This window comes from Lactobacillus sp. CA30L (assembly GCF_059900845.1).
On sequence record NZ_JBWXGB010000001.1, the window covers coordinates 469757 to 482835 of the forward strand.

Annotated in this window: 11 protein-coding genes; all 11 read right to left on the reverse strand. The window is 51.8% G+C overall.

Going from position 1 to position 13079, the window contains the following annotated elements; all coding sequences use genetic code 11:
• Positions 1 to 34 precede the first annotated feature (34 nt).
• The 11 genes from citF to AC2JF8_RS02440 all read right to left on the reverse strand — a co-directional run bounded on the left by citF (position 35) and on the right by AC2JF8_RS02440 (position 13074).
• Entirely contained in the window at positions 35 to 1573 is a 1539-nt protein-coding gene (gene citF, locus AC2JF8_RS02390; protein WP_500760745.1) for a citrate lyase subunit alpha, read from the reverse strand.
• A complete protein-coding gene (gene citE, locus AC2JF8_RS02395) occupies positions 1563 to 2477 on the reverse strand; it encodes a citrate (pro-3S)-lyase subunit beta (RefSeq protein ID WP_500728861.1) in 915 nt (304 codons plus the stop codon). The genes citF and citE overlap by 11 nt, the downstream gene beginning before the upstream one ends.
• Positions 2478 to 2774, reverse strand: coding sequence for a citrate lyase acyl carrier protein (gene citD, locus AC2JF8_RS02400; RefSeq protein WP_500728862.1), 297 nt, complete (start codon positions 2772 to 2774; stop codon positions 2478 to 2480). It lies immediately after the preceding gene.
• Positions 2764 to 3819: a [citrate (pro-3S)-lyase] ligase gene (citC, locus tag AC2JF8_RS02405; RefSeq protein WP_500760747.1), complete on the reverse strand. Its 1056-nt coding sequence runs from the start codon at positions 3817 to 3819 to the stop codon at positions 2764 to 2766. The genes citD and citC overlap by 11 nt, the downstream gene beginning before the upstream one ends.
• A gap of 20 nt (positions 3820 to 3839) precedes the next feature.
• A complete protein-coding gene (locus AC2JF8_RS02410) occupies positions 3840 to 4643 on the reverse strand; it encodes an alpha/beta fold hydrolase (protein ID WP_500728864.1) in 804 nt (267 codons plus the stop codon).
• Entirely contained in the window at positions 4644 to 6110 is a 1467-nt protein-coding gene (locus AC2JF8_RS02415; protein ID WP_500760750.1) for a DASS family sodium-coupled anion symporter, read from the reverse strand.
• 10 nt (positions 6111 to 6120) lie between these two features.
• Entirely contained in the window at positions 6121 to 6825 is a 705-nt protein-coding gene (locus AC2JF8_RS02420) for an RraA family protein (RefSeq protein ID WP_500760752.1), read from the reverse strand.
• 17 nt (positions 6826 to 6842) lie between these two features.
• Entirely contained in the window at positions 6843 to 7772 is a 930-nt protein-coding gene (locus AC2JF8_RS02425) for an L-lactate dehydrogenase (RefSeq protein ID WP_500760756.1), read from the reverse strand.
• Between the two features lie 220 nt (positions 7773 to 7992).
• Positions 7993 to 9393 (reverse strand): flavocytochrome c, encoded by a 1401-nt coding sequence (locus tag AC2JF8_RS02430; RefSeq protein ID WP_500760759.1) that lies wholly within the window; start codon positions 9391 to 9393, stop codon positions 7993 to 7995.
• Positions 9394 to 9413: 20 nt separating this feature from the next.
• Positions 9414 to 10817 carry a class II fumarate hydratase gene (locus AC2JF8_RS02435; RefSeq protein WP_500728869.1) on the reverse strand — a complete coding sequence of 468 codons (1404 nt, stop codon included), beginning with the start codon at positions 10815 to 10817 and terminating at the stop codon, positions 9414 to 9416.
• Positions 10818 to 11016: 199 nt separating this feature from the next.
• Positions 11017 to 13074 carry a copper-translocating P-type ATPase gene (locus AC2JF8_RS02440; protein WP_500760854.1) on the reverse strand — a complete coding sequence of 686 codons (2058 nt, stop codon included), beginning with the start codon at positions 13072 to 13074 and terminating at the stop codon, positions 11017 to 11019.
• Positions 13075 to 13079: the final 5 nt, after the last annotated feature.

Sequence of the window (13079 nt, forward strand, 5' to 3'; positions counted from 1 at the left end):
TTCACGCTTTTTTGCATAATTTTTTTATTTCGCGCTAGTCTTTAACCTCTTTGATTGTGTCAATAATCGTACCATCACGGTATTGGATTAGTGCCACCGTGCGGTCTGTATATTCTAGCGGCTTTGGCACGCCAACTTGCTCTTCTGCCATCTTTTGCAGCTCTTTAATGTCAACAATCTTCAAATCAGGAATCTTGCTGAAGGCCGCAAGCAGATCGGGGCGGTCAGGATTGATTGCAATCCCGCGTTCAGTAACCAAAACGTCGACGGAAGCACCCGGCGTCACAACCGTTTCAACGGCCGGAACAACCGTCGCATTGCGCCCGCGCACAAGGGGTGCGGTAATAATCGTCATCTTTGCAGAAGCGGCATCCTGGTGCCCACCGATTGCGCCCCTAATGATGCCATCGGAGCCCGTCATGACGTTAACGTTGAAGTTAGTATCAATTTGGAGGGCCGAGAGAATCGCAACGTCCAGCTTGTTCACAACGGCACCCTTGTTATGCGGGTCCGCATACCAGGACGCGTCAATCTCCTGTTGGTCCTTGTTCTTGGCCATGGAAGAAGCCGCACCCTTATCGAAGTCCTGCACATCCATAATCTTCTTTACCAGGCCCTCTTCAAGCAGATCGGTTGTAGGCTTGGTAATTCCACCCAGGGCAAACGATGCAGTTATTCCATCGTCAAGCATGGATTGCCGCAAGTAGCGGGTTACCGCAAGTGCTGCGCCACCGGAACCGGTCTGGAAGGAGAAGCCCTCCTTGTAATAAGGCGAGTTGGTGATCACCTGATTGACCATCTGGGCAATCTTCAATTCCTTAGGATCCTTGGTAAAACGAGTGGCACCGGAGCCAATCTTGTCTGAATCCCCAATGCGGTCAACTTTTACAACGTAGTCCACCTGGGTTTGCTTGATTGAAGCCGGCGTATTAGGATAGTCGACAATATTATCAGTCAACAGGACAACCTTGTCCGCATACTGGGCATCGATTAGGGCATAGCCCAGTGAGCCAAATACGGCCTCACCGTCTTGACCGTTTGCATTTCCGGCCGGATCCGCTACCGGCACACCCAGGAAGGCAACATCAATTTTGATTTCGCCTTCCTCAATTGACCGCGCACGGTTGCCGTGAGAACGGAAAATCACCGGCTGCTCGAGTCCACCGTGGGAAACAAAGTCGCCCAGGCTGCCCCGCATTCCGGATGAGGTAATATTGGTCACGACCCCCTTCTTAATCGCCTCAATCACCTTGTCGTTCATGACGCCGGTCAGCGAGGAGGGCGCAAGGGTCAAATTTTTATAGCCTAGCTTGATGATTAGGTCCATTACCTTGTTAAAGGCAAAGTCGCCGTTTCTGAAGTGGTGGTGAAACGAAATCGTCATTCCATCCTTCAGGGTTTTCTTAATGACATCTTCTAAGGAGTCAACCACCTTGTTTTCACCGGTTGTTACGGAAACCTTAGGGGCCACCCGTTGAACCACTGGCTGCCCTACATCCACGCTTTTAAAGGGTCTAAGACCCATCTTTGACATTAACTCTTCCGGTAATGTGCGGTTTACGTTATTTTCCAATGTAATTGCCCTCCTCATCAATCAGGTTTGAAGCTTTCGCGGTTTCAATGACGCGGTCGGCCTTTTCAACGACCGGCTTGTCGACCATCTTGCCGTTCATCGAGATAACGCCAGAGCCCTTGGCCTTGGCTTCACGAATGGCATTCTGCACGGCCGCGGCGTCCTCAATCTCCTCCTTTGTCGGGTTGAAGACCTCGTTGACCATCGGGATTTGCCGCGGGTTGAGCAGCGACTTGCCATCGTAGCCCAATTCGTGGATGTAGCGGGTCTCACGGTAGAAGCCGTCGGTGTCGTTCATGTTAGAAAAGACCGTGTCAAACGCGTATACATCGGCTGCCCGGGCCGCCTGCAAAACCATGTTGCGCGCAAATTCCAGTTCACGGCCATCGGGGTAGCGGTGGGTGTGCATGTCGGCGGTATAATCCTCACCGGACACGGCTAAGCCCATCATGAGCGAACTGGCGGTGGCAATTTCAGGCGCGTTTAAAACACCCTTGGCACTTTCAATGGCAGCCATCACCCCAATTGAGCCTTTTTCTACGCCGTATTCTTCCTCGGCTTTTTCCATGTCTTTGACCAGCTTTGCAATCATCGCGGCCGACTCGGTCTTGGGCAGACGGATAACGTCGACGCCCGCCTTCACCATTGCCTTGACATCCTCATCATAAAAGGGCGTGTCCTGGCCGTTGATGCGCACCACGATTTCTGCTCCGCCGAAGTCCACTGTTTTGATTGCGTTATAAACGAGCAGCCTTGCCGCATCCTTTTCGGTCAGCGAAACCGCGTCTTCTAAGTCAAGCATGATTGAATCTGCACCGTATATCCCGGCATCCTTAATCATCGCGGGGTTATTGCCGGGAACAAACATCATTGTCCGCCGCAGACGATTTTTTACGTAAGTCATTTATTGCAGTACCTCCAATTTTGGTTCATTTTCAGTTCCAGTAGCCCTCTGGGCAGCAGCCAAGCTGCGTGCGGCAATGACGCAGTCAAGCGCACCCTTATCGGTGGCCTTGACGTTAGCATCCTTGATGCCAAAGTTGCCCAGCGTAGTGGCAATGACCTTTTTGATTTGCTCACCGTAGGCCTTGGCAACCTCAGAGTCCAGGTCAATCTGAATTCCCTCGGTTCCCTTTGAGATCATGACCTGGATATCGGATGATTCCAGGGTGCCTGCGACACCAATAGTTTTAATTTCCATTAATATTCATTCCTTCCTTGATTCGTTCTTGCAACTTTTGCTTGTTATCTATTATAAACTGCATGGTGGCAAGCGGCACTAGCGGTCTTATTGCCGTCAGGTTGTCTTCTTTGAGCAGCTGCCGGACGCGCGTAGCCGTGATTACTTGGCCATCATTGCCGAAGCGTTCAACAATTTGGACGGCGATTGCGGGACTTAACGTGTTAACCAGACTTTGGTTATAGAAATTAGTTGTTCGTGAAAATGGTTCTGTCCCCACATAACGCCGCTTGATTGCTAAAGCAGGTGCAATGAAGTTTTTAAAGACGCGTGCATCCACCTCGGTCTGCGTCTTGATTAGGTCATCGGGCGACTTCAGGAAGTAGGCCGGAAAGGTCGACTGCGAAACCATGTAGTCGCCGCCGTTGACCACTGCCACATTCTTCAGGTCGGCGGTTCCGGCCTGAACCAGCTGCATCCGTTCGCTCGTCTTGAAGAGCGAGGCGTCGGTTGCCACGACAAAGACATACAGCAGGTCGTTTTCCCGGCTAGCCAGTTCAACCAGGCGCCGGTGCCCCAGGGTAAACGGGTTGGCGTTCATGACGATTGCAGCCACCTTCTTATTTTCCTGGTCCTCGACTTGGGGCACGGATGCCAAAAAATCGTTCACGTTGGGGCTGCCAGCTTCCAGAAAGGCCGCGTCGCTGGTCTGGGCTAGCACGGTGAAGCCCAGGTGACTAAAGCTGGCGGCATACTGGGGCTTAGTAAAGACAAAGTGGTGGAAAATCTTTTGACTGAACAGGTACTGCTGCAGGGCCGTCACTATTTGGTTGAAGCGCGCACCGGGCACCGCCCCCTGATTGCAAACCGCGATGTACTTAAAGACGTTGCCGGCAATGCTGCCAGTTGCAACCAGCTTGCCACTATCATCAATTAGGCCTAGCGTATGGTCGATTGCATCGACTTCGCGCGGGCTAAAATTTGCAATGCCCAGGTCAAGCAGAAAATCATGCCACTTCTTTCGTGTTAGGGTATTACCTAAATAAAGGTCGACAACTTTATCCATTTGGTCACATCCTTTCTGAGTTAAGCCGGTGGAAGTGCGGCAAAAAAGCTCATCACTTCATCATGCATGATTTGGGGCTGTTCCGCCTGCACCAAGTGCCCGCAGTGCGGGATGATTCTTGCCTTGATTTTCGGATTTAGTTTGCTCATTGCAAAAGCAAAATGATAATCAAAGAAAGGGGAATTTTCTCCCGCTAAGACCAGCATGGGAATCTTCAAATCGACTAAAACATCCCGCCAATCCTGCGCCGCGTGGTTGACCCGGCAGAGGTAGTTGCCTTCAGGCGAATACGGGTACTTGCGTGCTTCCTCTTTGGCCCGTTTAAACATTTCGTCATCAATATGGGCATACATGCCGTTTCCCAAGTCGAACTTGAGGTAATCCGGAAAATTCGCCCAGGTCAAATCCTTAAACCCAAACGGCCACGTTTGGTCTGCAACCATCTTCGGTGGCTGGTCTAGGTCAACCAGAGCCTGAAAACGGTCTGCACCGTAAAGGGAAAGGTACGCCCATAAATTGGCGGCACCCATTGAATTGCCAATGCCGATTGCGTTGGTCAATTTCAATCTTTGCATAACTTGCTCAAGATCAGCCGCATGCCTGCTAATGCGCTGGCCCTTATACGTGCGTTCCGAGCGCCCTTGGTTGCGCGGATCAAGCACCACAACACGGAATTTGCTACTGAAAAGCGCGATGCTTTTTCTCCACAGCTGGGCGGAACTGCCGATGCCGGGAAGCATGACCAGGGGCTGCTTTGCGGACTGAGTATCGTAATAATGCAGCCTTACGCCGTCATTAGCTATGAAATCAGCTTGGTGAATCATTTACCACATGCCAATGACTTTCATCCACAAACTTCCGATTATGCCAAAAATCAGGAGGTAAATAATGCCCAAGATAAAGTTTAATTTCCACCATTCACCCTGCTTGATGTAGCCGGTAGTAGCGAGAATTGAAGCCGGACCGTTGGCATAGTGCGTGGTTGAAGCGTTGACGGCGCCGGTAAAGGCCAGGAGCATTGCGGCTAAAGCAAGCGGTGCACCCGTAGCAACTGCGACCGACAAGAATGGCAGGTACAAGGCCGTCATGTGGGCCGTGCCGCTCGCGAAGAAGTAGTGCGTGTAAAACATGAGGACCACCAGCACGAGCAGGACGATTTCCCAGCTGATTCCATGCAGACCGCTTTGAATCGACTTAGAGAACCAGTCAATAAAACCAAACGAAAGCAGTTTTCCGGCCATGAACACCAGAATGGAGAGCCAGATCAAAATATTCCACGCCCCCGTTTGCTTGAGCGCATCCTGCATTGTCAAAACGCCGGTCAATAGCAATAAGCCCACTGCCAAAAAGGCAACAAAGGTCGAATCAAGTTGCGGAATCTTGATGACCCCGGAAAGCACCCAGAGAATGATTGCAAACAGGAAGACGATCGCCATGATTTTTTCGGGCTTGGTCACCGGACCCATCGCATTCAGCTGGTCGTCGGCCCACTTCCGCGCATTGGGCGTTTCCTTAATTTCAGGCGGAAAGAGCTTATAAATAACCAGCGGAATCACAATCGTAGCAACCAGCACAGGCACTATCGCGGCTGAAAACCAGCTGATCCAGCTCATCGTATACCCTTTTTGCGCCGCCATTTGTGAGGCCACCATGTTGGGGGCAGCACCAGTAATAAACAGGGCCGTCGAGAGGATGTTGGCGTGGAAAGCAATAAAACTTAAATAAGCACCAATCTTCTTGCGTGATGGATCATTTGGCAGGGAGTCATAGTCATGTGCAATTGATTCCGTGATTGGCCACACAACCCCGCCTGTTCGCGCACTGTTTGATGGAATCAAAGCGCCCAAAATCAGTTCTAAGCCGGTGAGCGCATAACCGATGCCCATTGACCGCTTGCCAAACCGTCTAATCATCCAGTAGGCAATCCGGTTGCCCAAGCCGGTCTTGCTGATGCCGTAAGCCATAATAAAGGCCATCGCAATCAGCCAAGCCGCTGAGTTGCTAAATGCACTCAGAATGCCTGACGTTACTGCGCCAGTTTTGGGGTTGACCTCGTCCTTAATGGGCGCCAGGCCAACCAAAACTGTCGTTATCAAGCCGATTAGCGTTGTACCGCCGATTGGCAGCGGTTTGGTAATGCAGCCGACAATTGTTGCAACAAATATCGCAAACATTTCCCAGGCCGGGACAGATAGCCCGGCGGGCCGCCACGGCGTGATGCACCATAGTACCAGACCGATAAGCACGGGGAAGATAAAGCCCCGATAATTTACCTTTTCTAACTTCTTCATAATTGTACCCCTAGTCATTCAGGCGATAAAAATCGTCAATTATGTTGTAGTCCTTCTCCTTAAGTGCGGCATCAACCCAATCAATATTGCCGGTGCCATCGTGAAAACTGGCTGCCTTGGCGTTATCCGCAATGTTATATTCCTGTACAGTGGGCAAAAGAGCGGCTGCTTGTTCACGGGCAACCCGGACAACACCGTCGGTATCGCCCACAATGAGGTCGCCGGGGTTGACGGTAATTCCGCCGCAGGGAACAGGCACGTTGAGTTCACCCGGGCCCTCCTTGTACGGACCGTTTGGCGTGGTTGAAACGGCGTAGATGGGAAGATCCCAGTCCTGCAGACTGTCAATATCCCGCATTGGTCCGTCAACCACCACACCGGCCACGTGCCTCTGGTCACGGAGCCAGGTCAGCATTACCTCGCCAATAACCGCACGCGTATTGTCGCCCTCGTTGTCAATCACAATGACGTCGCCCGCGTGACAGTATTTTAGGGCCGCATAGATTGTCAGGTTGTCACCGGGCCGATTATGAACCGTGAAGGCGGGACCGCTCATTTCTCTTTGCGGCTTCGACATCAGCTTGATGCGCGTGGCCATCGCCCCCGTCCTATGCATACAGTCAGCGATATTGGACGCGGGCAGTTCCCTGTATGCGTCAATAACCTTTTGTTCCGGAATATTCCTTTTTAAATAGATTCGCTTACCAACTTGCATATCCTATTGCCTTCTTTTTAGTCTAAATTAATATCCGCGATAACTTCCTGCATCTTGTCTGCAGAATTGTGCATTTTTTCTATTTCATCATCTGACAACTGGGCCTCAATCACGTGGCTGATGCCCGTGCCATCGATTGCCGTAGGCGTTCCCAGGTACAAGTCGTGCTTAATGCCGTACTCGCCGGCAATCGGTGCGGACAGCGGCAGAACTACGGAACGATTGTCCAAAATTGCGCTCACGATTTGGCTTAGCATCATTGCAATACCATAGAAGGTTGCGCCCTTGTTTTCGATAATCCTGCCGCCCTTTTGGCGGATATCGGCTTCAATCTCGCTTAAAACCTCATCATTAATTGCATCGTAGGCGTGCAGTGCCTTGCCCGCAACGGTCGATTCGTCGAAGTTTTCAAAGGAAGTGTCGCCGTGCTCGCCCAGAACCATCGAGTTGACGGACGCAACGGGAACCTGCAGCTTGTGGGCCAACTCAACCTGGAGACGGGCCGAATCAAGCGAGGTGCCCGTGCCAATTACCTTGTTCTTAGGAAAGCCCGATAATTTTTGCGTCAAAGTTGTCAGGATGTCCACCGGGTTGGCAGAAACGACGAAGATCCCGTCAAAGCCCGAATCAACAACCGGCTGCACGATGCTCTTCAAAATCCCGACGTTCTTGTTGACCAGGTCCAGTCTGGTCTCGCCGGGCTTGCGCGGAACGCCCGCCGTGATGACAACCACGTCGGCGTCTTTAGCATCAGCATATTCGCCCGGGTGAATGTTGCATTCGCCAGCAAACGGCGTGATGTCTTCCAGGTCCATTGAATCACCTACCGGACGCTGCTTGACCACGTCGGCGATAATCAGTTCATCAACCCGTGTCCGCATCAGGAGATCGTTAGCGAAGGTTGATCCAACAGCACCGTCGCCGACAAGCAATACTTTTCTATTCATAATTTAAATTCCTCCCTAAAATTTTGATAATTTGTAATTCTTTACACAAGTAATTATAAAATTTATTCTACTTTTTTGCAATATTTAAAATAAATATTTTATTTTTTAAAATTTTAAAAGTTAAAAGCTACTCTTACTTTGCAAAAAGCACTTGTATTTAGACAAAGAAAAACGCATGGATCTGCTGTCCATGCGTTTTTTTCAAAAGTTAAATGCCATGCTAAGCGTTAAGCGCGCGAATAAAAGCCGTCATCTGAATACCGGCCTGGCGACCAAAGACAACCGTCTCGGCAATCGAGTTGCCGCCGATGCGGTTATTTCCGTGCAAGCCGCCAGAAACCTCACCGGCCGCATACAGTCCCTTAATGACCTTGCCGTCAGTGTCCAGGACCTCGGTCTTGGGGTTGATGTGAATTCCCCCCATCGTGTAGTGGATCGCCGGATTGATGTGAATGGCGAAGAAGGGGCCCTGTGCAATTTCGCGGTCCATCCCCGTTGTGCGGTCAAATTCGCCGTCATTTTTGCTTTTTACAGCAGCGTTCCAGGTCTTCACCGTCGCGTTCAGGTTTTCCCCGTCAACGCCCAGCGTCCGGGCGAGGTCTTCAATGGAATCACCGTGCTTAACCAAGCCAACGTGGTCGTAAAACTCAACTGCAGTAAAGTTTGCACGGATGCCCTGGTCAAAAATCAGGTAGGCACCATTTTCGTGCAGGTCGTTAATCGCACCGGAAACAATCTTGCGCGTGTCCATCTCATTCACAAAACGCTTGCCCGCCTTATTGACCAGGATGGCGCCCTCTCCACGCAGGCCCTCACCGATGAGGTAGACGTGGTCCGTATCCGTCTGGGCCGTCGGGTGCACCTGGATGAAGTCCATCTGCTCAAGCTGTGCATCAATCTGACTGGCCAGCTTGAGCCCATCGCCGGTTGCGCCCGGCTGGTTGGTGGTCTTGTAGTCTGCCAGGTCCGGCCGGTACTTCTTGATCAGTTCCTTTGAAGAACCAAAGCCGCCGGTGGCAAGCAGCACTGCTTTGGTCGCTATCCTTTTAACGCCCGCGGCAGATTCAACTTCGACCCCGGTTACCCTCTGGTCGGCACCTTGAATCAGCTTGGTTACCTTGCACTCGTTGAAAACCGGAATATTTTCCTCCTGCACCTGCTGCAGCGCCCCGGTTACCAGGTAATTACCGACCGGTGCCATCGATGCCGGGCGGTGGGCGCGCTTCTTGCTCATCCCACCCGTAATGGTCAGGTTGGTCAATTCAATCCCGTGGTCGGCCAGCCAGTCGACGGCAAGCGCAGAATGATCAACGAAGTAGCGCAGCAGTTCGCGGTCATTCATGAGGCCGCCGCCCTGCAGCGTTTCCTTATAGAAGCTCTCCTTATCGTCAATGATGCCCTCTTTTAGCTGCACCAGGCTTTCGGATGCGTTCATGCCGGACGATGCGCGGTTGGTATTGCCGCCGAGTTCCTTGTTTTTTTCAAAAACAGCAACCTTGAGCCCCAACTCGTTTGCCTGAATGGCTGCGGTCAGGCCGGCACCACCAGCACCGACAATTACAGCATCGTAACTACTTTCAATCTCCGAACCCTTATTCGGCGTAAAGACAAATTTTGCCATCAGTTAATTCTCTCCTATTTCTATTCTTCCGGTTCTGTCCGGTCAACGTTGGTCATCTGCATGTAATCCATCCACTCGTCGTACTGCTTTGCGGTTACCTTGCCGCTCTTTAGAGCCGCCTCCTTCAGCGTTGTGCCCTCCTTATCGGCAGCCTGGGCGATTTTAGCGGCATCATGGTAGCCAATGTGCGGCGAAAGTGCGGTCACAGTCATCAACGAATCATTCAAAAGATCGTTCATTTTTTCTGAGTCAACCGTTAACCCTGCAATCATTTTATCAGCAAAACCGGTAATTGTCCCCGTCAAAATCGTGCACGAATCCAGGAACGCAGAAATCATGACCGTCTTAAACACGTTCATCTCAAAGTTGCCCTGCGAGGCGGTGAAGGTGATCGTTGTGTCGTTGCCAAAGACCTTGGCCGCCGCCATGGTTACGGCTTCCGCCTGGGTCGGGTTGACCTTGCCCGGCATGATGGAAGAACCGGGTTCGTTAGCCGGAATGTTCAGTTCGTGGTAGCCGGCACGCGGACCCGAGGCCAGGAAACGAATATCCTGGGCAATCTTGAACATGTCTGCAGCCAGGGTCTTCAGTGCGCCGTGGACCACGTCAAGCCCAGAATGGTGGGCCAAGCCCCAGAACTTGTTCGTTTTAACCTGGAACTCGTGACCATAAATGAGGGAGAGCTTGCCGGCGATTTTTTCCGTCATGCCCGGTGCCGCGTTAAGACCGGTACCGACGGCAGTACCACCGATAGCCAGCTCGTACAGAGTTGGTTTCAGCTGCTTGAGGTAGGAAAGGTCATGCTTCAACGCGGAGATGTAGCCGGAAATTTCCTGGCCAAAAGTAATCGGCGTCGCATCCTGCAGGTGCGTCCGTCCCACCTTAACGGTCCGCCAGTATTGGTCCTGCTTGACCTTTAGTTCATCGATCAGGTGCTGAACGGCCGGTTCCAGTTTGTCGAGTGCTTCAACCGCCACAATGTTCATGACAGTCGGGTACGTGTCGTTTGAGGATTGGCCCCGGTTGACGTCATCGTTGGGCAAAACGTTGAGACCCGGGTGCAGCTTATTGGCCAGGTTTGCGACTACCTCGTTGACATTCATGTTGCTCTGGGTGCCTGAACCGGTTTGCAGAACGTGCAGGGGAAAATCACGACGCAGTTCTTTGTCGCTCAGCTTCAAAAGCTGGTCGATTGCATCCTCAATCGCACGCCCCTTTTCTTCTGGTTCGTCGCCCACCTCGACGTTTGATTCGGCCGCTGCCTTCTTCAGCTGCAGGAAGGCCCTGATAATCGCCAGCGGCATCAATTCGCCGCTGGGAAAGTTGTTGCGGCTTCTTTCCGTTTGTGGACCCCACAGAGCATCCTTGGGAATCTTAACGGGGCCGATCGTATCGCTTTCAATTCGGTATTCTTCTTTTGTCATAGTGAATCTCCTTTTACGTCAACAATGATTTTTGCTTGCAATCGATGATCAATTGACATCTTGAGTTAATGATACCGTTTTTTTACTTTTTCTTCAATATTTTAAAAAAATACGTATTTATTTAATTATTTAAAACAATTAGCCAACTTTTTCCCAAATAAAAAGCACTCCGAAAAGTGCTTTTTTAGCTTGTCTGGTCTCACATTTTCAGCGTCTCAGCGTTGATTGCCACAATAACGGTCGACAGCGACATTAAGAGCGCGCCGACAGCGGGAGTAAAGGTTATGCCCAGAGGCGCCAGCAGACCCGCGGCTAGGGGCAGGGCAACAATGTTGTAGCCTGCACCCCACAACAAATTCTGCACGGTTTTTTTATCGGTGGCCTGGGCCAGGTTGAGGAAACTAATGACGTCGGTAGGGTTGCTGTTGACCAGCACAACATCGGCGGAATCAATCGCCACGTCGGTACCTGCCCCGATGGCAACGCCGATATCGGCGCGGGCCAAACTCGGTGCATCGTTGATGCCATCGCCCACCATCATTACCTTGTTGCCCGCATTTTGCAGTTTCGCCACAATTTTTTCCTTATCTTGGGGCATTAGTTCCGCATATACATCCGTTATGCCCACTTCTTCTGCAATGCGGTGGGCCACGCTCTTGTTGTCGCCCGTGAGCATGACGGGCGTGATGTTCCGCTGCTTAATCTGCTTAACCAGGGCGGCTGCGGACGATTTGACTTGGTCCCCCACTTCAACGTAGCCTAAGACGTGCGCACCGCGCAGGAGGTAGCTGACCGTGTAGCCCTGCGTTTCTACGTGCGGAAAATCCGCCACTTGTGCACGCGCTGCCCGTTCACTAACCAGTTGGTAGGACTGTCCGCCTATTGTCCCTACTACTCCTTGTCCCGCCAGATTTTTAGCGGCAGAAATAGGCAAAAATGCGACCCGCTTTTCCCGGGCATACTGGAGGATGCTCTGTGCAATGGGGTGCGTTGAATCCTGCTCGAGCGTTGCAATTAGACCGAGAACGGCTTCATCAGAAACGGTGTTGTCCAGACTGGCACACCCACGGACCTGAAACTTGCCGGCCGTCAGCGTGCCCGTCTTATCAAGCAGCAGGTAATTGATTTTGGGACTGGCACTGATTACGTTCCGGTTCCTGATTAGCAGCCCGTGCCGTGCCCCCAGAGCCGTGCTCTTGGCATTGACAAGCGGAATTGCAAGCCCCAAGGCGTGCGGACAGGCGATCACCAGCACCGTGACCATCCGCTCAAGACCACCGGCAATCCCGCTTGCGGCCGTCCAAACGATTAGGGCAATAATTCCCACAACCAGCGCAGCGTAGAACAACCAGCCCGAAACACGGTCCGCCAGATTTTGCAGCTGCGACTTAGCCATTTGCGACGACTGGACCAGCTTATTGACGCTTGCCAAAAAGCCCGAGCCGGCAGCACTAGAGACCTTCACGGTGAGTAGACCCGCACCGTTGATCGAGCCGCCAATTACTTTGTCGTTTTCCTTGCGGGCAACTGACTGCGCCTCACCCGTCACTAATGACTCGTTAACCTGACTGCTGCCACACAGCACTACGCCGTCTAAAGGAATGCTTTCTCCCGGCTTAACTTGAATAATTGCTCCCGCCCGAACGTCGTTGACGGGAACATCGCTGGTTTGCTTTCCACTTTGAACGTGCACCTTGTCCGGCAGCAACTTAGCCAGGTCGTGCACCGAGCTGTTGGCCGCCATTACAGAATTCATTTCAATCCAGTGTCCCAAAAGCATGATCAGGATCAAGGTTGCCAGTTCCCAGAAAAAATCCATGATGTGATTGCTGCCGTGCAGCAGGTTGTTGTGGATAAAGGCGTAAAGACTATAAACATAGGCGGTTGTGATGCCCAGGGAAATAAGGGTCATCATTTCCGGCTTTTTCTGCTTTAATTCGGCAACAGTGCCCTTGAAAAAGGGTCCGCCACCATATAAAAACAAAATGGTCGCAAAAATCATGACCACCCATTCCGCACCCGGAAAAGAAAACTGGAAGGGCAAGTGAACGCCCATTGCCGGTGATAAGAAGAGAATCGGCAGGGACAAAATTAGCGAAACCCAGAACTTTTGTTTCAAGTTGCCCATGTGCATCATGCGGCCGCCATGCTCCATCATGTCCTGGCCGTCCATCGCAGGCATAGCGCCATGGTCCATCTTCATTTCCGCATCATGCTTTGCCGGCTGGAGATTGCTATTATTCTGTTTGTTTCCCATTTCCC

Coding starts and splice junctions, on each gene's coding strand:
- AC2JF8_RS02430 (WP_500760759.1), bottom strand. CDS start 9,393: ATGGCAAAATTTGTCTTTACGCCGAATAAGGGTTCGGAGATTGAAAGT.
- citD (WP_500728862.1), bottom strand. CDS start 2,774: ATGGAAATTAAAACTATTGGTGTCGCAGGCACCCTGGAATCATCCGAT.
- citC (WP_500760747.1), bottom strand. CDS start 3,819: ATGGATAAAGTTGTCGACCTTTATTTAGGTAATACCCTAACACGAAAG.
- AC2JF8_RS02425 (WP_500760756.1), bottom strand. CDS start 7,772: ATGAATAGAAAAGTATTGCTTGTCGGCGACGGTGCTGTTGGATCAACC.
- AC2JF8_RS02440 (WP_500760854.1), bottom strand. CDS start 13,074: ATGGGAAACAAACAGAATAATAGCAATCTCCAGCCGGCAAAGCATGAT.
- AC2JF8_RS02415 (WP_500760750.1), bottom strand. CDS start 6,110: ATGAAGAAGTTAGAAAAGGTAAATTATCGGGGCTTTATCTTCCCCGTG.
- AC2JF8_RS02410 (WP_500728864.1), bottom strand. CDS start 4,643: ATGATTCACCAAGCTGATTTCATAGCTAATGACGGCGTAAGGCTGCAT.
- citE (WP_500728861.1), bottom strand. CDS start 2,477: ATGACTTACGTAAAAAATCGTCTGCGGCGGACAATGATGTTTGTTCCC.
- AC2JF8_RS02435 (WP_500728869.1), bottom strand. CDS start 10,817: ATGACAAAAGAAGAATACCGAATTGAAAGCGATACGATCGGCCCCGTT.
- AC2JF8_RS02420 (WP_500760752.1), bottom strand. CDS start 6,825: ATGCAAGTTGGTAAGCGAATCTATTTAAAAAGGAATATTCCGGAACAA.